Below are 19,914 nucleotides of genomic sequence, written 5' to 3'. Positions count from 1 at the left end.
GGAACGGCGTCCTACTCCTTGCGGGCCCGTCGCCCGATCTGTGTACGTACCGCACCCATGCTCGCCACGACGACCAGCGCGATCGCCAGCGCGTCCGTGGCGGAGAGCGCCTGGTTCAGGAGCAGGAATCCGGCGGTCGCCGCTATCGCCGGTTCGAGGCTCATCAGCACGGCGAAGGTCGAGGAGGGCAGCCTGCGCAGGGCGAGCAGTTCGAGGGTGTAGGGGAGGACGGAGGACATCAGCGCCACCACCAGGGCGAGCCCCAGCGTCGACGGCACCAGCAGCTTCGACCCGGACTCCACGATCCCCAGCGGCAGGACGAGCAGCGCGCCGACCGCCATCGCCAGCGCCAGCCCGTCGGCCTGCGGAAAACGGCGGCCGGTGCGCGCGCTGAAGACGATGTACGTCGCCCACATGGCACCCGCCGCCAGCGCGAACGCCGCGCCCACCGGGTCGAGCCGGTCGAAGCCGCCACCGCTGAGCAGGACCACGCCGCCGAGCGCGAGCCCCGCCCACAGGACGTTGATCAGCCGACGCGAGACGATCACGGAGAGCGCGAGCGGACCGAGGACTTCCAGGGTGACGGCCGCGCCCAGCGGGATACGGTCGACCGCCTGGTAGAAGAACCCGTTCATGGCGGCGAGGGCGACGCCGAAGGCGAGGACCGTGCCCCAGTCGGCGCGCGAATGCCCGCGCAGGGCGGGCCGGCACACGAGAAGCATCACGATCGCGGCGAGCCCGAGCCGCAGCGTGACCACACCGAGGGCTCCGGCCCGCGGCATCAGCATGACCGCGATGGCGGCCCCGAACTGTACGGAGAGCCCGCCGGCGATGACGAGGGCGACGGGCCCGAGGGCGCGCTTGGGAGCGGCGCCCGGGGCAGCGGCACCCGCACCACCCGTGCCACTGATGCCTTCGGCGCCTTCGGCACTTTCGACGGTACCCGCGGCTTCCGGCAGCGAGACGGCTGCGGCGGCGGTCACGGTACGCGGCTCGTCTTCCACCGGGTTCCTTCCCTGGTTCCTGTGCGTCCTTCGGCCCCTCGGCAGCGCTTCGGCAGCACTCCGGCAGGACCCCGGCCATACCTTAGTTCAACACACTGAACCAAGGATGCAACATATTAAACCTCGGCCACCGCCCCGCCCACTCACGCTACGGCTCCCCTCCACACCCGTAAAAAGCTGACCGGTCCGCCGTCACGCTCCGCCGCCCCCGTCGACCGCTTCGGCGTCCTCGGTCGTACGACCCCCGAGATCCGGCCAGGTGCCGGGAGCCACATGACCGTCGAGGGGTTCAGGAGTTCGAAGAGTTCGAGGGTTCTACGCTCGCTCAGTGAACAGATGGATGGGACAGCTCCCTAACACCACCACCGTGCGGCCCACCGAAACGCCCTGACCGAAGGACGACCTCTCGTGCGCGGAGTCAGCCTCGCCCTGTCCGAATCCGTTCCTCGGCCGGGGCGCGAACCGGCCATGCCCGCGGAACCCCCCAAGCCCCAGGAACCCCAGCCCCAGGAACCGCAGGAACCCGAGGAGAAAGAGCTACGGACCGGGGACAGTGGAGGACTTCGGCGACGGGCCGCGATGTGCGTTCGCCGCCTCGATCCGTACGTCCTGGCCGTGGTCCTGTTCGGCGCCTACGCCTCCCTCTCCGTGGCGCGCTTCCGGAACCTGGCGACGATGTCCTGGGACCTGGGCATATTCGAGCAGGCGATACGCGCCTACGCCCACCTGCGGGCGCCCGTGGCCGATCTCAAGGGGCCCGGCACGAACATCCTCGGCGACCACTTCAGTCCCGTGACCGCGCTGCTCGCTCCCGCCTACCGGATCTTCCCCTCCCCCCTCACCCTGCTGGTCGCCCAGGCGGCGCTCCTCGCGCTCTCCGCCGTCCCCGTCACGCGGGTCGCCGCGCGGTTCCTCGGCCGGGCCGGTGGTCTCGCGCTCGGCATCGCGTACGGCCTGTCCTGGGGGATCCAGCGGGCCGTCAACTTCGACTTCCACGAGATCGCCTTCGCCGTCCCGCTGATCGCCTTCTCCCTGGAGGCCCTGCTGACGCACCGCCGGCGGGCCGCGCTGCTCTGGGCCGTCCCGCTCCTCTTCGTGAAGGAGGACCTGGGACTGACCGCCGCCGCGATCGCCGTGGTCGTGGCGCTACGGGCCCGGCGTGCCTCACCGCGTACCGCCGTGGTGGCCCTCACGGTCGCGGGTCTCATGGCGGTCGCCGCGCTGCTCACCTTCACCGTCGTCATACCGGCCTTCAACACCGGCGACACATACGACTACTGGGACAAGGTCAACAACGAGTACGGCCCTCTCGACGGCGCGGGCGTCAAGATCCGTACCCTCCTCTGGCTGCTGCTGCCGACCACCGGGCTGCTCGCGCTGCGCTCCCCGCTGCTGCTGGTCGCGCTGCCCACTCTCGGCTGGCGTTTTCTGTCCGGCGAGCCTCATTACTGGGGCACGGACTGGCACTACAGCGCCGTGCTGATGCCCGTCGTGACGATGGCGCTGGTGGACGCCCTGGAGCGGGCCCGCCTCAGCCCCCGCCCCTGGCTGCGCGCGTACGCCCACCGGCTCCCGGCGGCCGTGGCGTCCGCCGCTCTCGCCCTGACCACGTCCCTGCCGCTGTCCGTCCTGGCCGAGCCCGGCGCGTACCGGACGAACCCGCGGGCCACCGCCGTGGAGGACATGCTGGGGCGCATACCCGACGGTGCCACGGTCGAGGCCGACATAGTGCCGGGCAGCCGTCTCACCTCACGCTGCCGGGTGTTCTGGCTGGGCGACACCGAGGGCAGGAACCCGCACTACATCGCGCTGCGCAGCACGAACGACCGTGACCCCGTCGCGTACGCGCGCCAGCTGCACCCACGGGCCGTCTACTCCCTCACGGCGGAGACCGGCGGCTACGCGTTGCTGACGCGTGTCGCGCCCGCGCCGGCCCGCGCCGGCTGAACCGGCCTCCCCACGGCCCCCGTCACTCCCTCCCGTGCTCCGGCCCCTTCTCCCTGTCCTTCTCCTTGTCCTTGTCCTTCTCCTTCTCCAGGACTCGTGCCTCCTCCAGCCCCTCGGCCAGAACCTCCGCCAGGTGCCGGGACCGGTGGCCGCCCAGCTGTTCCAGCTGGGTGCGGCAGGAGAAGCCGTCCGCCAGGATCTCCGTCCGCTCCCCGGACTTCTCACCCGCCGCCTTCTCCGCCGCCCGCACCGACGGCAGCAGCTGGTCCTCCGCGCACGCCACCGAGACCTCGTAATGGCCGCGCTCGAAGCCGAAGTTGCCCGCCAGTCCGCAGCAGCCCCCGCTCAATTCGCCGGACAGGCCCGCCCGTTCGCGCAGCCTGCGGTCCGCCTCGTCGCCCAGCACGGCGTGCTGGTGGCAGTGCGTCTGGCCCGCGATCCGGCGGTCCAGCCTGGGCGGCCGCCAGCCCGGGGCGCACTCCTCCAGGGCCTGCGCGAACGTCCGTACCGACGCGGCCAGCCGCGCCGCGCGCGGGTCCTCGCCCAGCAGTTCCGGCAGGTCGGTGGTGAGCGCGGCGGCGCAGCTCGGCTCCAGGACGACCACCGGCAGGCCAGCGTCCAGCAGCGGTTCCATCAGGTCCAGCGTGCGGCGCATGACCGTACGGGCCCGGTCGAGCTGGCCCGTCGAGACATACGTCAGCCCGCAGCACACCCGGCTGCCCTGCGGCGGCGGCACGATGCCGATACCGGCCGCCTCCATCACCCGTACCGCCGACCGCCCGACCGACGGCGAGAGGTGTTCCGTGAAGGTGTCGGGCCACAGGACCGCCGTACGGCCGGTGGCGAAGACCTCCGTCCGGTCCTTCATATGGCGCCGCAGCCACCGCCCGAACGTCTCCGGCGCCAGGGTCGGGATCGTACGTTCCGGAGCGATGCCGCCCAGGCGCTTGGCGAGGTCCGCCAGCGGCCGTACCCGCGCCGCCGCGTTCAGTACGCGCGCGAAGGGCGCCGCCCCGCGCAGCCACTGCGGCAGCCGGCCCATCGCGTAGTGCGCGGCGGGCCGGCGCCGGCCCGCGTAGTGGTGGTGCAGGAACTCCGCCTTGTACGTGGCCATGTCCACGCCCACCGGGCAGTCGCTGCGGCAGCCCTTACAGGACAGGCACAGGTCCAGGGCGTCCCGTACCTCCGTGGAGCGCCAGCCGTCCGTCACCACCTCGCCCGCGAGCATCTCGTGCAGCAGCCGGGCGCGTCCGCGCGTGGAGTGCTGTTCGTCGCCCGTCGCGCGGAACGACGGGCACATGACACCCGGCCCCGAACCCGGCTCCGCGCCGGGCCCGCCGACCCGGCATTTGGCGACGCCCACGCACCGGCGTACGGCCGCCGAGAAGTCCCCGCCGCCCGGCCCGTCGTGCGGATAGCCGAAGGCGACCTCGACGCGTTCGCGCGGCAGTACGGCGAAGCGCAGGTTCTCGTCGAGCCGGGCCGGACGGGCCAGGACTCCGGGGTTCATGCCGCCCGCCGGGTCCCACACGTCCTTGAACCGGCCGAAGAGCGCGACCAGTTCGTCGCCGTACATCTTGGGCAGCAGCTCCGCGCGCGCCAGCCCGTCGCCGTGTTCGCCGGAGAGCGAGCCGCCGTGCGCGACGACCAGCGACGCCACCTCTTCCGAGAAGCGCCGCAAGCGCCGGACGCCGTCCTCGCTCAACAGGTCGAAGTCGATACGGACATGGATGCAGCCGTCCCCGAAGTGCCCGTAGGGCGTGCCGCGCAGGCCGTGGTCCGCCAGCAGGGCCCGGAAGTCGCGCAGATAAGCGCCGAGCCGGGCGGGCGGCACCGCGCAGTCCTCCCAGCCGGGCCACGCCTCGGAGCCGTCGGGCATCCGGGTCGCGGTGCCGGCCGCGTCCTCCCGTACCCGCCACAGCGCCCGCTGCCCGGCCGGGTCGTCCACCACCGCGCCGTCCAGGGCGTCGGCCGCGCGCAGGATCGCCGAGGCGGCGGCCCGCGCCCCGGCGGGCGTCTCGCCACCGGTCTCCACGAAGAGCCAGGCGCCGCCGCGCGGCAGGTCGTGACCGCCGCGTACGAGGTCCTCGGCCATGCCCTCGACGGTCAGCGGCCCGTACGGCAGCAGCCCGGCGGCGGCTTCGGCGGCGGCGCTCTCGTCCGCGTATCCGAGAATGGCGAGGGCGCGCGCCGGGGGCGCCTGGACGAGCCGCACGGTCGCCTCGGTCACCACGCCGAGCGTGCCCTCGCTGCCGCAGAAGGCGCGGGCCAGATCGACGCCGGCCTCGGGAAGCAGCGCGTCCAGCGCGTATCCGGAGATCCGGCGCGGCAGATCGGCGGTGAAGCCGGTGCGCAGGAGTGCGAGATGCCGGTCGACCAGGTCGCGCAGCCCCGCGCGCAGCGGGTCGGGCAGGCCGTCCCAGCCCCGGCCCAGGCGCGCGGCCTCGCCGCCGTACGTCGCGACCGACAGCGCGTGGATATTGTCGGCGGTCGTCCCCCAGGCCACCGAGTGCGAGCCGCACGCGTTGTTGCCGATCATCCCGCCGAGCGTGCAGCGGCTGTGCGTGGACGGATCGGGGCCGAAGGTCAGCCCGTGCGGGCGGGCGGCGGCACGCAGATCGTCCAGTACGACGCCGGGCTGGACCACCGCCGTACGGGCCGCCGGGTCGACCGACACGATCGCACGCAGATGGCGGGTGAGGTCGAGCACGACGCCCACGCCCGTGGCCTGCCCGGCGATCGAGGTGCCGGCGCCGCGCGGGAGGACTGGCACGCCGTGTTCCCGGCACACCGCGAGCGTCGCCGCCACGTCCGCCGCGTCGCGGGGTGCGACGACGCCGACCGGTACGCGCCGGTAGTTGGACGCGTCCATGGTCATCAGTGCCCGCGCGGCGGCGCCGAAGTCCACTTCGCCGCGGACGGCTGCCCGCAGCTCCCGGGCGAGTGCCGTCGCCGCCGATACGGAAGCCGAAGTGGAAGTCGTCGCCTGTGCCGAAGTCGACGCCGAAGCCGCCGGCGGAACCGCCGCTGCCGTTTCTCGATGCTCAGCCATGGCCCCAGGATGCCTCTGCCGCACCCTTACAGCCTGTTCTTGCTGCTTTGTCACGACTGGGACAGCGAAGAAAAGGAGCGTGAGGGTCCCAAATTGATCGCCAATTCTCATATAGTGGCGACCGTTTGAGCATTATTCAACGGTGCCTGAGATTGAACAGTGCCCGTGTCTTCCCCGAAAGTGCCCGTGTCTTTCCCGAACTTGTCTCTCCTGTCTACGAGGTAGCCGACTTTGCGCCCCTCACTCCGGTCGACCGCACCGGCCCTGCTGATATCGGCCGCCGCCGGCGGCCTGCTGTGCTGGTGGGCCGTGTCCGTCGCACCCGCCTCGGTACAGACCCCGCTGGCCTGGGGCGCGGGAGCCGCCGCCGTGGCGCTGAGCGCGGCCCTCACCGCCGCCGCTCACGCCCGCTGGACCGTAAGGCGGCTCCGCGAACAGAACGCCGCCCTCTCCCTGCGGGCCGACCAGCTCACCGCGGATGTCCGGCGGGCCGCGGAGGACGTACGGCGTACGGCCGCCGAGGCGCGGCGCGCCACAGAGGAGGCCGCCCGCAGCGAGGCCAACCGCGCGGCCGCCGTCTCGATCGGCGCCAATGCCGCCGGACGGATGCAGGCACTCGCGACGAGCGTGCTGGCCGACCTCCGCGAGATGGAGAACCGGCACGGCGACGAGGCCGTGCTCGGCGACCTCCTCCACCTCGACCACCGCACCGCCCAGGCGGGCCGGCTCGCCGACTCCGTCGCCGTCCTGACCGGTGCGCGCTCCGGCCGGCGCTGGGCGAAGCCGATCGTGATGGAGTCCATCCTGCGCGGCGCGATGGGCCGGATCAGCGGGTACCAGCGGGTACGGCTCCACTCGACCAGTGAAGTCGCGGTCGCGGGCCACGCGGCCGAGGGCGTCATGCACGCCCTCGCCGAACTCCTCGACAACGCGGCCAACTTCTCGCCGCCGACCGCCGAGGTCCATGTGTACGTGGAGGAGGTCCCGGCCGGAATCGTCATCACCGTCGAGGACAGCGGGCTGGTGATGAGCAACGTCCAGCTGCGCCGCGCCGAACGGGCCGTGGCCTCCGAGCAGTCCGGGCAGTCCGGGCAGTCCGGGCAGTCGGACCTCAGCGGTCTGTCCGGCACCCGTCTCGGCCTCGCGGTGGTCGGCCGGCTGGCCCGCAAGCACGGGCTGACGGTCTCCTTCCGGCCGTCCGCCCGGGGCGGCACCGGCGCGCTGATGATGCTGCCGCAGGAGCTGATCACGCACCTGCGCGGGGACGCCCCGGGGCAGGCGCTCGTCCTGGCGACGGCGCCGGAACTCCCCGCGTCCGCCGCCCCGGCGACACCCCCGGCACGGACGTCGGCCCCGGTTCTGGCGGCGAGCCCGGCCCCCGCTCCGGCCTCGGCCCCGCTACCCGCTCCGGCCTCGGCACCCGCCCCGGCCGCGGCCTCGGCACCCGCCTCCGCCGGATCCGCCGCCGACGCGCCTGAGGTCTCCTCGACCGGATCGAAGCCGTCGGTGGACTCGGAGTCCGAGTCCACCTCCGAGATCCCCGAGCTGGGCGAGAGCGGCCTCCCCAAGCGCCGCCGCGGCCGTACCCTCGCCGCCTCCCTGCGCCGTACCGCCGAGAACAAGCCCCGCCCCCGGGCCGCGGCGGGAACCGCAGACACGTCGTCCGACAGCTCCACCGCGCCGGCCGGCTCCACCCCGGCCGCCCCGACGCCCGCCTCACGGGCGGCCAGGTTCAGCAGCTTCCGCAAGGCCGTACAAGCCACCCCACCGCAATCGGCCAACCCCACGCATCCGGAAGGCGACCCCCGATGACCGGCACCACCACCGACGAGAAGCTCAACTGGCTCCTGGAGAGCCTGCTCCAGCGCACGCCGGGCACGCGCCACGCGCTCGTCCTGTCCCGGGACGGCCTCAAGCTCTGCCGTACGCCCGAACTCTCCGTCGACCAGGCCGACCAGCTCGCCGCCATCGCGGCCGGCATCCAGAGCCTGTCGCACGGCGCGTCCGTCGAGTTCGGCAACGGCGAGGGCGGCGTACGGTCCGCCATGACCGAGTTCTACGGCGGCCTCCTGCTGATCGTGGAGGCCGGGGACGGCGCCCATCTCGCGGTCGTCGCCGCCGAGGACTCCGATGTCGGCCTGGTCGGCCACAACATGAGCGAACTCGTCGAGCAGCTCGGGGAGCACCTGAGCGCGCCGCCGCGCACACCGTCCGGACAACAAGAAGGCCAAGGCAGCGTGCGGGTATGAGCCGCCCCGGCCGGGACGACTCCCCCGACCGGCTGTACACCCTCACCGGAGGGCGCAGCCGGTCCGACACGGGCACCTTCGACCTGGTGACGCTGGTGGTCGCGGAGTGCGATCCGACGCCCGGCATGCAGTCGGAGCACGCGGCGATCCTGCGTCTGTGCCAACGCCCGACGGCCGTCGTGGAGGTCGCCGCCGAGCTTGCTCTGCCCGGCAGCATCGTCCGGATCATGCTGGCCGACCTGCTCGACACCGGCCGGATCAGCGCCCGTCATCCCCGAACGGCCAGGGCGGCCGACCGACTCCCCGACCCCACCATCCTGGAGCAGGTGCTCGTTGGACTCCGCAACCTCTGAACGGCCCACCGGTCCGTCCACGGCCCGGCCGTCCCTGGCCAGTACCGCCGACAACGGCCTGAAGATCGTCATCGTCGGCGGCTTCGGTGTCGGCAAGACCACCATGGTCCGTTCCGTCAGTGAGATCCGTCCCCTCAACACCGAGGAGACGATGACCCGCGCGAGCGAGGGCATCGACGAACTCGCCGATCTCGAAGGGCTCCAGCGCAAGACCACGACCACCGTCGCGTTCGACTTCGGCCGTATCTCCCTCGACGCGCGCTCGGTGCTCTACCTGTTCGGCGCCCCGGGGCAGGAACGGTTCTGGTACCTCTGGGACCGGCTCTTCTCCGGGACCCTCGGCGCGGTCGTCCTCGCCGACACCCGCCGTCTCTCCGACTCCTGGTACGCCATCGACCGCCTGGAGCACCACGGCACGCCCTTCATCGTGGCGTGCAACGACTTCGGCGGTCCGGTCCACACCGAGGAGCAGATCCGCGAGGCGCTCGACCTGTCGCCCGATGTGCCGCTGGTGGAGTGCGACGCGCGGGACCGGTCGTCCAGCAAGTACGTACTGATCACGCTGGTCGAGTACCTCCACGACCTGGCCTCGAAGCGAGCGGCGGACCTGGCCGTGGACCCGGCCCTGAACCCGACTGTGGACCCGGCCCTGGAGCCGGCCGCGGCCCCGACCTCGGAGACCACACCGTGACAACGCCGACCGACCGCGACGGCCTGGAGCCCGAGGCCCCGCAACCCGATCCCGACGAGACCGGGGCGTCGGTGACCGGCTGCCCCGCCCACGGAGGTTCCGGGATACCCCTGAGCGGTACCCGCTTCCAGACCGAACCCACCAGCCTCTACCGGAAGATGAGGCGCGACCACGGAGCCGTCGCCCCCATCGTCCTCGACGGCGACATCCCGGCCTGGCTGGTCCTCGGCTACCGCGAGGTGCACCAACTCACCAGCGACCCGGTGCTCTTCACCCGCGACTCCGAGGTCTGGAACCAGTGGGACCGCATACCCGAGGACTGGCCGCTGCGGCCGATGATCGGCCGTAATCAGCCGTCGATCCTCTACACGGTCGGCGAACGGCACCGCGAACGCGCCGCGATGATCAGCGACGCGCTCGAAGAGGTCGACCCGTTCCTGCTCCGGCAGCACGCGGAGCGGTTCGCCGACGAACTGATCGACGGCTTCTGCGCCGAGGGCCGTACGGACATCATCGGCCGGTACGCGATGCTCCTCCCGGTCCGTATCCTCGCGAAGATCTTCGGCTTTCCCGACGAGCAGGGCCCCGGCCTGGTCACCGCCCTCAACGACATGGTCGACGGCCGCGAGAGGGCGCTGGCCGGCCAGCGCCATCTCGGCGAGTCGATGACGGGGCTGCTCGCCGAGAAGCGCGCCGTCCCCGGCACCGACGTCACCTCCCTGATGCTGGACAACACCGCCGGCTTCACGGACCAGGAGGTCGCCGAGGATCTGGTGGTGCTGATCACCTCGGCCCATCAGCCCACCGCCGACTGGATTGGCAACTCGCTGCGGCTGATGCTCACGGACGACCGGTTCGCCGCGTCCCTCTCCGGCGGCCGGCACAGCGTCGCCGAGGCCATGAACGAGGTCCTCTGGGAAGACACCCCCGTCCAGAATGCCATCGGCCGCTGGGCCACCCGCGACACCAGTCTCGGCGGCTGCCTCATCAAGGCCGGCGACCTGGTGCTCCTGGGGATCGCCGGCGCCAACTACGACCCTCAGATCCGTACGGACAGCTCCACGCTCACCGGCGGCAACAACGCCTTCTTCTCCTTCGGGCACGGCGAACACCGCTGCCCGTTCCCCGCGCAGGAGATCGCCGAGGTCATCGCCCGGACGGCCATCGAGGTACTGCTCGACCGGCTCCCCGACATCGATCTCGCGGTGTCCGCGCAGGACGGTCTCTCCTGGCGGCCGTCACCGTGGCTGCGCGGTCTCGCGGAGCTGCCGGTGCGTTTCACCGCCACTCCCGCGCTCGGAGGTACGTCATGACCTGCCCCCACGCGAACCGCGCGGCCGAGGCCGCCGCGCGCGCAGACGGCCGGTTAACCCCGGGCCCGTCAGGCCCGCACCCGTCGGTCCCCGACCCGCCAGGCCCGCACCCGTCCGTCCCTGCCCCCATCGTCCTGGATCCGCTCGTCACCGACCTGGACGCCGAGAGGGCCGCGCTGCGCGCGGCGGGCCCGCTCGCCCGGGTCGAGCTGCCGGGCGGGGTGGCCTGCTACGCCGTCACCCACCACGCCGAGGCCCGTCGGCTCCTCACGGACCCCCGGCTGGTGAAGGGCGTCGACGCCTGGGGCGCCTGGCGGCGCGGTGAGATCCCGTCGGACTGGCCGCTGATCGGGCTGGCCAACCCCGGCCGGTCCATGCTGACGGTGGACGGCGCGGAACACCGGCGGCTGCGCACCCCGGTCGCGCAGGAGCTGACCGCGCGCCGGGTGGAACGGCTGCGGGCGGGCATCGAACGGCTGACGGACGGCCTGCTGGACCGCCTCGCCGCGCACGACGCCCACGCCCCCGCCGAACCCGTCGATCTGAAGGCGGAGTTCGCGTATCCACTGCCCATGAGCGTCATCAGCGAACTGATGGGGGTGGACGCGGCCGACCACCCCCGGCTGAAGGCGCTCTTCCGGAAGTTCTTCTCCACTCTGACCCCGCCGGAGGAGGTCCCGCCGATGATGGCGGACCTCGGCGCGCTCTTCGCCCGGATCGTCGAGTCCAAGCGGGCCGCCCCGGGCGACGACCTGACCAGCGCGCTGATCGAGGCGTCGGAGAACGGTGACCGGCTGACCGGCGAGGAGATCGTCAACACCCTCCAGCTGATGGTCGCGGCCGGTCACGAGACGACGATCAGCCTGATCGTCAACGCCGTGGTGGCGCTCAGCACCCACCCCGAGCAGCGCGCACTCGTCCTCGCGGGCGAGATCCCGTGGGAGAACGTGATCGAGGAGACACTGCGCTGGTCGTCGCCGTCCTCGCACGTCCTGTTCCGGTTCGCGACGCAGGACGTGGAGGTCGGCGACGCCGTCCTCCCCAAGGGCGAGGCGCTGATCGTGTCCTTCGGCGCGATCGGCCGCGACGAGGCGCGGTACGGCCCGACGGCCGACGCCTTCGACGCGACCCGCACCCCCAACCGCCACATCTCCTTCGGCCACGGCCCGCACGCCTGTCCGGGCGCCGCGCTGTCCCGGCTGGAGGCCGGAGTGGCGCTCCCGGCCCTGTACGCGCGCTTCCCCGAGCTGGACCTGGCGGTCCCGGTGACGGAGCTGCGCAACATGCCCGTGGTCACCCAGAACGACCTGTTCGAGTTGCCCGTACGGCTACGGGCCTGACCTGACCGACGGCGCACCGCCGGCCCTGAGCACCGTCCACGGGCCGACGGCGTGCCGTCTCCCCGCCCCCGCCTCCCTCCCCGCCCCCGCCTCCCTCTCCTCCCTCTCCTCCCTCTCCTCCCTCTCCTCCCTCTCCTCCCTCTCCTCCCTCGCTTCGACGTCTCACCTGCCGGTCCCCTCCCGTCTCACTGGACGTCCCTCGCCTGTCTCATTCCGCCTCCCCCGATGTCTCACCCGACGGACGCGGTTATCGGCCGCGCGGCGGAAGAGGCTACGCTCCGCCCGTGGCCGATATCGAGATTCCCGCTGACATCAAGCCCGCCGACGGCCGTTTCGGCGCAGGCCCCTCCAAGGTCCGGACGGAGGCCGTGGAAGCGCTGGCCGCCACCGGTACGTCCCTCCTCGGCACGTCCCACCGCCAGGCCCCGGTCAAGAACCTGGTCGGCGCGGTGCGCGACGGTGTACGGAGCCTCTTCGAGCTCCCCGAGGGCTACGAGGTGATCCTGGGCAACGGTGGCTCCACCGCCTTCTGGGACGTCGCGACCCACGGACTGATCGAGAACAAGTCCCAGCACCTCACCTTCGGCGAGTTCTCCTCCAAGTTCGCCAAGGCCGCGAAGCTCGCGCCGTGGCTGGCCGACCCGACCGTCATCTCGACCGACCCCGGCACGCACCCGGAGCCGCAGGCCGAGGCGGGTGTCGACGCCTACGCGTTCACCCACAACGAGACCTCCACGGGTGTCGCGGCCCCCGTCAAGCGGGTCGCGGGCGCCGACGAGGGCTCGCTCGTCCTGGTCGACGCGACCTCCGGCGCGGGCGGTCTGCCGGTCGACATCGCCGAGACGGACGTCTACTACTTCGCCCCGCAGAAGTCCTTCGCCTCCGACGGCGGCCTGTGGATCGGCGTCTTCTCGCCCGCCGCGCTGGAGCGCGCCGCGCGCGTCCACGCGTCCGGCCGCCATGTCCCGGAGTTCTTCTCGCTCCCGACGGCGATCGACAACTCGCTGAAGAACCAGACGTACAACACTCCCGCGCTCGCGACGCTGTTCCTGCTCAACGAGCAGCTGACCTGGCTCAACTCCCAGGGCGGCCTGGACTGGTCGGTCCGTCGTACGGCCACCTCGGCCCGCAACCTGTACGGCTGGGCCGAGGCTTCCAAGTACGCCTCCCCGTTCGTGGTCGACCCGGCGAAGCGCTCGCAGGTCATCGGCACGATCGACTTCGCGGACGAGGTCGACGCGTCGGCCGTCTCCAAGGTCCTGCGCGCCAACGGCATCGTGGACACGGAGCCCTACCGCAAGCTGGGCCGCAACCAGCTGCGCGTGGCGATGTTCCCGGCCATCGACCCGGCGGACGTCGCGGCCCTGACGGCCTGCGTCGACTATGTGATCGAGCGTCTCTGACCTCGCCTCTCACTGACGGCCCTGTACGCGGATCCAGTTTCCGCGTGCGGGGCCGTCAGCCTTTGCGGCGCCGCCACTTGAAGCCGAGGAACAGCACCGCCAGGCCCGCGAGAACGATCGCGCCCAGCGTGGCGTTGCCCTGCCCTCCGGCGCCGCCCGAGCCGTTCGCGTCGCTCCCCCCGATCAGGGAACTGCCGTTGCCCGAAGGGGAGTCACCGCCGGAGTCCTTGTCCAGGTCCACCCGCTCCACCCCGCTCTGCTCGCCCTCGGAGCCGAACATCAGCGCGCTGCCGTCCGCCGTGTACGTCACCGACTCGGCCTGGCCCTGGATCGGTGCCCGTACCCGGTGGTCCGCGCCCAGCCGGCCGTTCTTCCAGGCATAGCCGCGCGCGCTGAAGTAGGAGCGCAGCACCAGCTCCTTGCCGTCCGGCGAGAACGCGCCGTCCGTCACCCACGGCACCTCGCCGATCCGCCGGAAGGTGTTCGACCCGGACGAGGTCAGCTCCGCCGGACCCTCGTACAGCCCGCCGCCGTTCTCGTTCTTCGAGGCGATGTAGACCCGGCCGGTCTTCGGGTGCACCATCATCGCCTCGGCGTCGCGCGGCCCGTCGGCGTACCGCACGGTGAACTGCGTCGCGCGCACGGTCGCGTCCCCGAGCCGCTCGGGCTCGGGGAACCGGTAGATCCACACATGGTCCCAGCTGCCGTTCAGGTTGTCGCCGATGTCGCCGACATACACGTTCCCGTCGGAGCCCACGGAAACGGCCTCCACATCCCGGGGATCGCCGACGCCCTTCATGGTGATCGTCGCGACCGTCTCGCCGGTCCTGGAGTCGACGGCGTAGATGTACGGCCCGTCGTCGCTGTCGTTGTGCGTCCAGTAGACACCGGGATGGCTACGGCTCGCGGCCAGCCCGCTGGACTCCGTGATCCGCGAGTCCTCGATCGTGAAGCTCTGGTCGGGCTTCCCGTCGGCGGCGACGGCGGCGGGCGCGCCCCACAGCACGGCGACGACGGCGACGAGAGCGGGACCGGGATGACGCGGAAGCGAACGCATGCCGACAGCCTGCCACCCCGCCCGCACCCGCCGCCCACCCGTCCGGAAACGAACGCGGACACCGGCGTGACCGTGGGCCCGGACGCCTGACAGCAACGCTGCGGGCGCCCGGACCCACGATCGAAGTCGCCCTGTCCGGATGGGATCAGGGAGCGTCGAGGTGGATCAGGGAGCGTCGATGAGGTCGTGCGGCGGCGCGGTCACCTTACGGGCGTTGGGCTCCCCGCTCAGGATCACCTTGCGCAGCGCGACGTTGTTGGTCAGATCCGTCTCGTGCAGCCGCTTCTCCGGGTTGGCGATCACCTGGATGTAGTAGGTGCCGTTCGGGAGGTCGGTGACGTCGAACGACTGCCCCGGACGGTACTGCGTGTACGTGTCGCCGGAGCCGACGTCGAGCACCTCACGTACGGAGATCGAGCTCTGCACACCGCAGGCGGTCGACAAGTCCGTGTTGTTCGGGTGCCAGTTGGCGTTCTTCACCGTGTAGTCGACGGCGTCGGTGTTGGCCAGGCAGAAGGCCTCCTTGCCACTGCGCACGATCTCGGCCTGGTCCGCGCTCAGCAGCCGGTAGCTGGCGAAGTCGGTGAAGTGCCAGTGCTCGTGGCCCTTGCGCGCGTCCCACTCCATGGTGCCCGAGGGGGCGTATCCGACCTGCTTGCCGTCGGCGTCGTAGAAGTACTGGTAGGCGTCCATCAGGTCCTTGCCGGGGCTGCGGAACCCGTCCACGACCAGTGGCGCGGGGCCCGCGTTCCAGACGTTGGCGCTGAAGACCATGTAGTCCTTGCCCGGGACGTCCCCGTCCTCGCCGTCCGAGATGCCGATGTCGTACGCCGGCAGGGAGCGCAGGTCGGGCTTGGGCACGTCGGGCACGCTCGCGCGGCCGGTCGGGCGCTTGGCGTTGGGCTTGAGCGCGGGCGCGATCCGCGAACCGTCGGTGTGGCCGGACCCGTCACCGAGGTGCCGCATCTTCTTGCCGCCGGCCAGGAACGCGTGCGGCAGCGCGGGCGGAGTGGGAGCGTCCGCCCCACGGCCCTCGTGGTTCATGTGGCCGCTCGCCGCCATGGCCTGCGCGGGTGTGGCGGCGCCGTGACCGGCGTGACCCGACATCCCCGAGTGCCCGGAGTGGCCGGACGGCGCGGACTTGGCCCGAGCCGAGCCGGAACCGGAGGCCGCCGCCCCGGCGCCTCCCTCTTCCCCGGTGATCTCCCGTACGGTCACCTTGAGCGTCTTCGACTCGTCGGGCATGTCGAACAGCTCGCGGTACTTCTCCGTCACGGAGATCTTGGCGGTGTACTCGCCGACCGGCAGGTCGACCGGCTTGTCGTACCAGGCCTGGCTCGTGTTGCTCGCCCAGCCGTTCTCGACGCCCCACACCGATCCGAGGGTGAAGGGGTTCGTGGGGCAGCTCTCGGGATACTTCGAGGTGGCCGGGGCGTCATGACGGATCCGGCCGGACGCGTTGTTCGGGCAGAACGTCTGCTTGGTGCTCAGCACTTCGGCGCCGGACGCGTCGTCGAACGTCACCTGGAGGAAGTCCGGCAGCCCGGTGAAGTCCTTGACCAGACCCTCGGGAAGGGTCCTGGTCCGGGTCTCCGTTCCCTCCCGGATGATCTGCTCGGCGACGACGGGCGCCTTGTACGACGCGCGCTTCACCCGGAACTCGAGGGGTCCGCCGTCGGTGGAGACATACGTACCGAGATCCAGGTAGACGCCCGGTTCGCCTTCCCAGCGGTCGAGTGTGACCGAGTTGGAGGCGACGAGCAGGCCGATCTTGGGGGCGGACGGCTCACTCGCCCCGGCGACGGGCGCGGCTCCGGCCACGCCGGCGACCACGGAGAGCGTGGCGGCGGTGGCGACCGCCGAACGCCGTATTCGGCTGTGGGGCTGAGGTCTGGTCATCGAAATCCTCGTCTGCGAGTGCCGCGCGGGCACAGGGACATCGGGACGGACTGGCAACTCATGACCGGTCAACTCCCCTGCTTCCCGACGGGGTTCGACCACGCTGTGAGTCACCTGTGAGATCCGGGGGTCGCCACTTCGGGTTGTCTGCCACCGGCGAATTCCCGGATCGTTGGCCGAAAACGTGCCTTCTGATCGCCGATCAGGCCATCGTCGCGCAGCCCTGTCCCATCAATCCCCCGGGTGTGCTAAAGCCCCGCAGAGCCTTGCCCGCCCCTCGCCGAAATCAGATGTAACAGCGCTGTTGCATCTATAGGCTCGGCGTCGAACCCACACCACGCACCAGGGAGCCGCCATGCCTCAGACCCCCGCCCCCGACCCGCTGTACCCGCCCATCGAGCCCTACGAGCACGGCATGCTCGACGTCGGCGACGGCAACCTCGTCCACTGGGAGGTCTGCGGCAATCCGCGGGGCAAGCCCGCGCTCGTCGTCCACGGCGGTCCGGGCTCCGGCCGCGGCCCACGCTCCCGGCGGTTCTTCGACCCCGAGCGCTACCGGGTCGTCCTCTTCGACCAGCGCAACTGCGGGCGCAGCACCCCGCACGCGAGCGACCCCACCACCGACCTGCGCCACAACACCACCGGCCATCTCATCGCCGACATGGAGCGGTTGCGCACCCGTCTCGGAATCGAACGCTGGCTCCTGTACGGCGGTTCCTGGGGCTCGACGCTCATCCTCGCGTACGCCGAGACCCACCCGGAGCGGGTCTCGGAGATCGTCATCGCCGGGGTCACCACGACCCGGCGCACGGAGACCGACTGGCTGTACCGGGGTTCCGGGCAGATCTTCCCCGAGGAATGGGAACGCTTCCGCGCGGGCGTCCCGGAGAGCGAACCCGACGTCGATCCGGACGACCCCTGCGCTCTCCCGGCCGCCTACTCCCGCCTCATGGAGAGCCCCGATCCGGCCGTACGGGAGCGGGCCGCGGCCCACTGGTGCGCGTGGGAGGACGCCGTACTGTCCATGGAACCGAACGGCGTCCCCCACCCGTTCGGCGAGCGCCCGCCCGCCGACCGGCAGGCCGTGGCCCGGATCTGCGCGCACTACTTCTCGCACGGCGCCTGGCTGGACGAGGGCGCGCTGCTGCGTGACGCGGACCGGCTGGCCGGAATCCCGGGCGTACTGATCCACGGCCGGTTCGACCTGTCCACGCCCCTCGGCACGGCGTGGGAGCTGGCGCGCGCCTGGCCGGACGCGCGGCTGACCGTCATCGAGGACGCGGGGCACAAGGGCAGCGGCACCCAGCACCGCGAAGTGCGCGCCGCGCTCGACGCGTTCGCAGCGTTCGGCGGCTGAGGACGGTGGCCGTCGGCGGACGCGCCCCGACGGCCACAACCGGCGCACGGATCACGCCGACGACACGGACCACACAGGGTTGCCTGGAGTGCGCTCGAACGCGTTGGCTAGGGAGGCATGGAGTACACGCAGCTCGGACGCACGGGACTCAAGGTAAGCCGACTCGTTCTCGGCACGATGAACTTCGGTCAGTTCACCAACGAAGCCGACAGCCACACCATCCTGGACGCCGCGCTCGACGCCGGCATCAATTTCGTCGACACCGCCAATGTCTACGGCTTCGGCGCGAACAAGGGCCGTACGGAAGAGGTCCTCGGCACCTGGTTCGCCAAGGGCGGCGACCGCCGCGACAAGGTCGTGCTCGCCACCAAGGTCTACGCCAACATGGCCCCCGACGGGCCCCCGGCATGGCCCAACCACGACAAGCTCTCCGCCCTGAACATCCGCCGCGCGGTCGACGCCAGCCTCAAGCGGCTCCAGACCGACCACATCGACCTCTACCAGTTCCACCACATCGACCGCGACACCCCGGTCGAGGAGATCTGGCAGGCCATCGACACCCTGATCCAGCAGGGCAAGATCCTCTACGCGGGCTCGTCCAACTTCGCCGGCTGGAAGATCGCCCAGACCAACGAGACCGCCCGCCGCCTCGGCTCGTACGGCCTGGTCAGCGAGCAGTGCCTGTACAACCTGGTCGAACGTCGCGCCGAGATGGAGGTCATCCCGGCCGCGCAGGAGTACGGCCTCGGTGTCATCCCCTGGTCGCCGCTGGGCGGAGGCCTGCTCGGCGGCGCGATCCGCAAGGAGCGCGAGGGCGGTACGACCCCCCGTACGTCCGGTGGCCGCGCGGTGGCCGGGCTCGCCGACCCGGCCGTCCGGGCACAGGTCCAGGCGTACGAGGACCTCCTCGACAAGCACGGCGTCGACCCGGGCGAGGCGGCGCTGGCGTGGCTGCTCACCCGTCCCGGGGTGACGGGTCCGATCGTCGGCCCGCGCACGATCGAACAGCTCGAATCGGCCCTGCGGGCGGTCGAGGTGAAGCTCTCGGAGGAGGTCCTGTCCTCACTGGACGAGATCTTCCCGGGTCCGGGCCCGGCACCGGAGGCCTTCGCCTGGTAGGCCTCGTACGTACGATCCGGGGCGGCCCCGGCCGGTGTCTAACCGAACGCGGCCGCCACCGCGATGGTCGCGAACATCAGCACCAGCACGAAGGCCATGATCCGGTTACGGGTTTTGGGGTCCACGGGTCGAGGTTAACGGCCGGGTGCGGGGGACCCGTCGCCCGGGTCGGTTGTACGGGCCCGGCCGAGCGGGAGGCGCAGGATCGTCTCGTACCGCGGCTGCTCCCCCGGCACCCCGCTCACCGGCAGAACACTGCGTACGAGCGCCAGCTCGGCCACGCCCCACGGCGTGCCCTCGAAGCCGCTCAGCTCGTCGGCGTACAGCCGCAGGTCGGCGCCCGCACCACGGTTGCGCGCGAGCGTGAGATGCGGCCGGTAGTGGGGATGCTTCTCCTCCATCGGCACCCCGGCCCGGCGCGCGGCGGCATCGGCGCGCCCGGCGAGGAGCCGCATCCCGTCGACCCCGCCCGCGCCGAAGGTCCCGTCGGCGGCCCCGGCCCACAGCGCACGGTCGCCGAAGTGCCCGCCGCCCCGGATACGCAGGGAGAACGGCTCGGTACGGTACGCGGCCCGTCCGAGCCGCTCCGCCAATTCGGGCATCAGGCCGTCCTCGACCTCCCCCATGAAGGCGAGCGTGAAGTGCCAGCCGGCCCGCTCGGTCCACCGCAACCCGTCGGCACCGGGCAGCTCACGCAGCCGTACGACGGCCCGGTCCAGCTCCTGGACGGCTTCGGCGGGCGGCAGCACGGCGGCGAACAGTCTCATGCGCCGAGTCTCCCAGCCGCACCGGCCACACGGCGCGTGCCCCCCCTTCGCCCTGCTTCTCGTTATGGCGCAGAAGCACCACGATGACCGTCATCGAGACCGACAGGACCGCCATGGCCGACGAGAGCGACGAGAGCGACGAGAGCGACGAGCTGACTCTGGACAAGATGTTCGAGACGCTCGAAAAAAATGCCCGTCCCCGAGGGATACAAGGTCGAGATCGTCGGGGGGAACATCTTCATGTGGCCGCAACGGGACACCCATTGGGAGATCACTCTGGCGGTCATCGAACAGCTTCGGGCCCGGTATCCCGCGCAGGCGGGTCAAGTCGGATTCCGCGCTCGCCGGCCGGAGCCACCGGCA

General features: G+C 71.7%; 15 protein-coding genes and 1 pseudogene. 11 read left to right on the top strand and 5 right to left on the bottom strand.

All coding sequences use genetic code 11. The features are described 5' to 3' along the window. Positions 1-11: 11 nt before the first annotated feature. A complete protein-coding gene (locus ACIOJD_RS26950; protein WP_401918230.1) occupies positions 12-1,004 on the bottom strand; it encodes an EamA family transporter in 993 nt (330 codons plus the stop codon). Between the two features lie 579 nt (positions 1,005-1,583). Here ACIOJD_RS26950 and ACIOJD_RS26945 point away from each other — a divergent pair. Continuing rightward, positions 1,584-2,951 carry a DUF2079 domain-containing protein gene (locus ACIOJD_RS26945; RefSeq protein ID WP_401918835.1) on the top strand — a complete coding sequence of 456 codons (1,368 nt, stop codon included), beginning with the start codon at positions 1,584-1,586 and terminating at the stop codon, positions 2,949-2,951. 22 nt (positions 2,952-2,973) lie between these two features. Here ACIOJD_RS26945 and ACIOJD_RS26940 read toward each other — a convergent pair whose 3' ends face one another. Further along, the gene (locus tag ACIOJD_RS26940) at positions 2,974-5,823 is read right to left on the bottom strand and encodes an FAD-binding and (Fe-S)-binding domain-containing protein (protein ID WP_401918833.1); all 2,850 of its coding nucleotides are present in this window, start codon (positions 5,821-5,823) and stop codon (positions 2,974-2,976) included. A gap of 411 nt (positions 5,824-6,234) precedes the next feature. Between ACIOJD_RS26940 and ACIOJD_RS26935 the strand changes: the two genes are divergently transcribed. From ACIOJD_RS26935 to serC, 7 genes are all read left to right on the top strand, one after another. Then, positions 6,235-7,815, top strand: a complete 1,581-nt coding sequence (locus ACIOJD_RS26935) for a sensor histidine kinase (RefSeq protein ID WP_401918228.1) — start codon at positions 6,235-6,237, stop codon at positions 7,813-7,815. Next, positions 7,812-8,252, top strand: coding sequence for a roadblock/LC7 domain-containing protein (locus ACIOJD_RS26930; protein WP_401884633.1), 441 nt, complete (start codon positions 7,812-7,814; stop codon positions 8,250-8,252). The genes ACIOJD_RS26935 and ACIOJD_RS26930 overlap by 4 nt, the downstream gene beginning before the upstream one ends. Continuing rightward, positions 8,249-8,605 (top strand): DUF742 domain-containing protein, encoded by a 357-nt coding sequence (locus tag ACIOJD_RS26925; RefSeq protein ID WP_401918226.1) that lies wholly within the window; start codon positions 8,249-8,251, stop codon positions 8,603-8,605. The genes ACIOJD_RS26930 and ACIOJD_RS26925 overlap by 4 nt, the downstream gene beginning before the upstream one ends. Further along, positions 8,586-9,296, top strand: a complete 711-nt coding sequence (locus ACIOJD_RS26920) for a GTP-binding protein (protein ID WP_401918224.1) — start codon at positions 8,586-8,588, stop codon at positions 9,294-9,296. The genes ACIOJD_RS26925 and ACIOJD_RS26920 overlap by 20 nt, the downstream gene beginning before the upstream one ends. Before the next feature lie 71 nt (positions 9,297-9,367). Next, positions 9,368-10,609, top strand: coding sequence for a cytochrome P450 (locus ACIOJD_RS26915; RefSeq protein ID WP_401918831.1), 1,242 nt, complete (start codon positions 9,368-9,370; stop codon positions 10,607-10,609). Then, entirely contained in the window at positions 10,606-11,949 is a 1,344-nt protein-coding gene (locus tag ACIOJD_RS26910; protein ID WP_401918223.1) for a cytochrome P450, read from the top strand. The genes ACIOJD_RS26915 and ACIOJD_RS26910 overlap by 4 nt, the downstream gene beginning before the upstream one ends. 284 nt (positions 11,950-12,233) lie before the next feature. Next, positions 12,234-13,352, top strand: a complete 1,119-nt coding sequence (gene serC / locus ACIOJD_RS26905; protein ID WP_401918222.1) for a phosphoserine transaminase — start codon at positions 12,234-12,236, stop codon at positions 13,350-13,352. Between the two features lie 55 nt (positions 13,353-13,407). On the opposite strand, the gene ACIOJD_RS26900 is transcribed toward serC, so the two are convergent. Both ACIOJD_RS26900 and ACIOJD_RS26895 read right to left on the bottom strand, forming a co-directional pair. Continuing rightward, on the bottom strand, positions 13,408-14,409 hold the full coding sequence (locus ACIOJD_RS26900) for a WD40 repeat domain-containing protein (protein ID WP_401918220.1): 1,002 nt from the start codon (positions 14,407-14,409) through the stop codon (positions 13,408-13,410). Positions 14,410-14,574: 165 nt separating this feature from the next. Next, on the bottom strand, positions 14,575-16,308 hold the full coding sequence (locus ACIOJD_RS26895; protein WP_401918218.1) for a lysyl oxidase family protein: 1,734 nt from the start codon (positions 16,306-16,308) through the stop codon (positions 14,575-14,577). A gap of 355 nt (positions 16,309-16,663) precedes the next feature. On the opposite strand from ACIOJD_RS26895, the gene pip reads away from it, so the two are divergent. Next, entirely contained in the window at positions 16,664-17,665 is a 1,002-nt protein-coding gene (gene pip, locus ACIOJD_RS26890; RefSeq protein ID WP_401918217.1) for a prolyl aminopeptidase, read from the top strand. Positions 17,666-17,782: 117 nt separating this feature from the next. Then, a complete protein-coding gene (locus tag ACIOJD_RS26885; RefSeq protein ID WP_401918215.1) occupies positions 17,783-18,784 on the top strand; it encodes an aldo/keto reductase in 1,002 nt (333 codons plus the stop codon). Between the two features lie 134 nt (positions 18,785-18,918). Here the strand turns inward: ACIOJD_RS26885 and thpR are convergent, their stop codons facing one another. Next, positions 18,919-19,551, bottom strand: a complete 633-nt coding sequence (thpR, locus tag ACIOJD_RS26880; protein ID WP_401918214.1) for an RNA 2',3'-cyclic phosphodiesterase — start codon at positions 19,549-19,551, stop codon at positions 18,919-18,921. A gap of 83 nt (positions 19,552-19,634) precedes the next feature. Between thpR and ACIOJD_RS26875 the strand changes: the two are divergent. Continuing rightward, positions 19,635-19,885 (top strand): annotated as a pseudogene (locus ACIOJD_RS26875) (Uma2 family endonuclease); the annotation flags it as partial. Positions 19,886-19,914: the final 29 nt, after the last annotated feature.

The sequence above is a fragment of the Streptomyces sp. NPDC088116 genome (assembly GCF_044741745.1).
Classification (GTDB): Bacteria; Actinomycetota; Actinomycetes; order Streptomycetales; family Streptomycetaceae; genus Streptomyces.
Note: the sequence above shows the minus strand (reverse complement) of the source record. Positions and strands in the feature narration are given on the sequence as shown.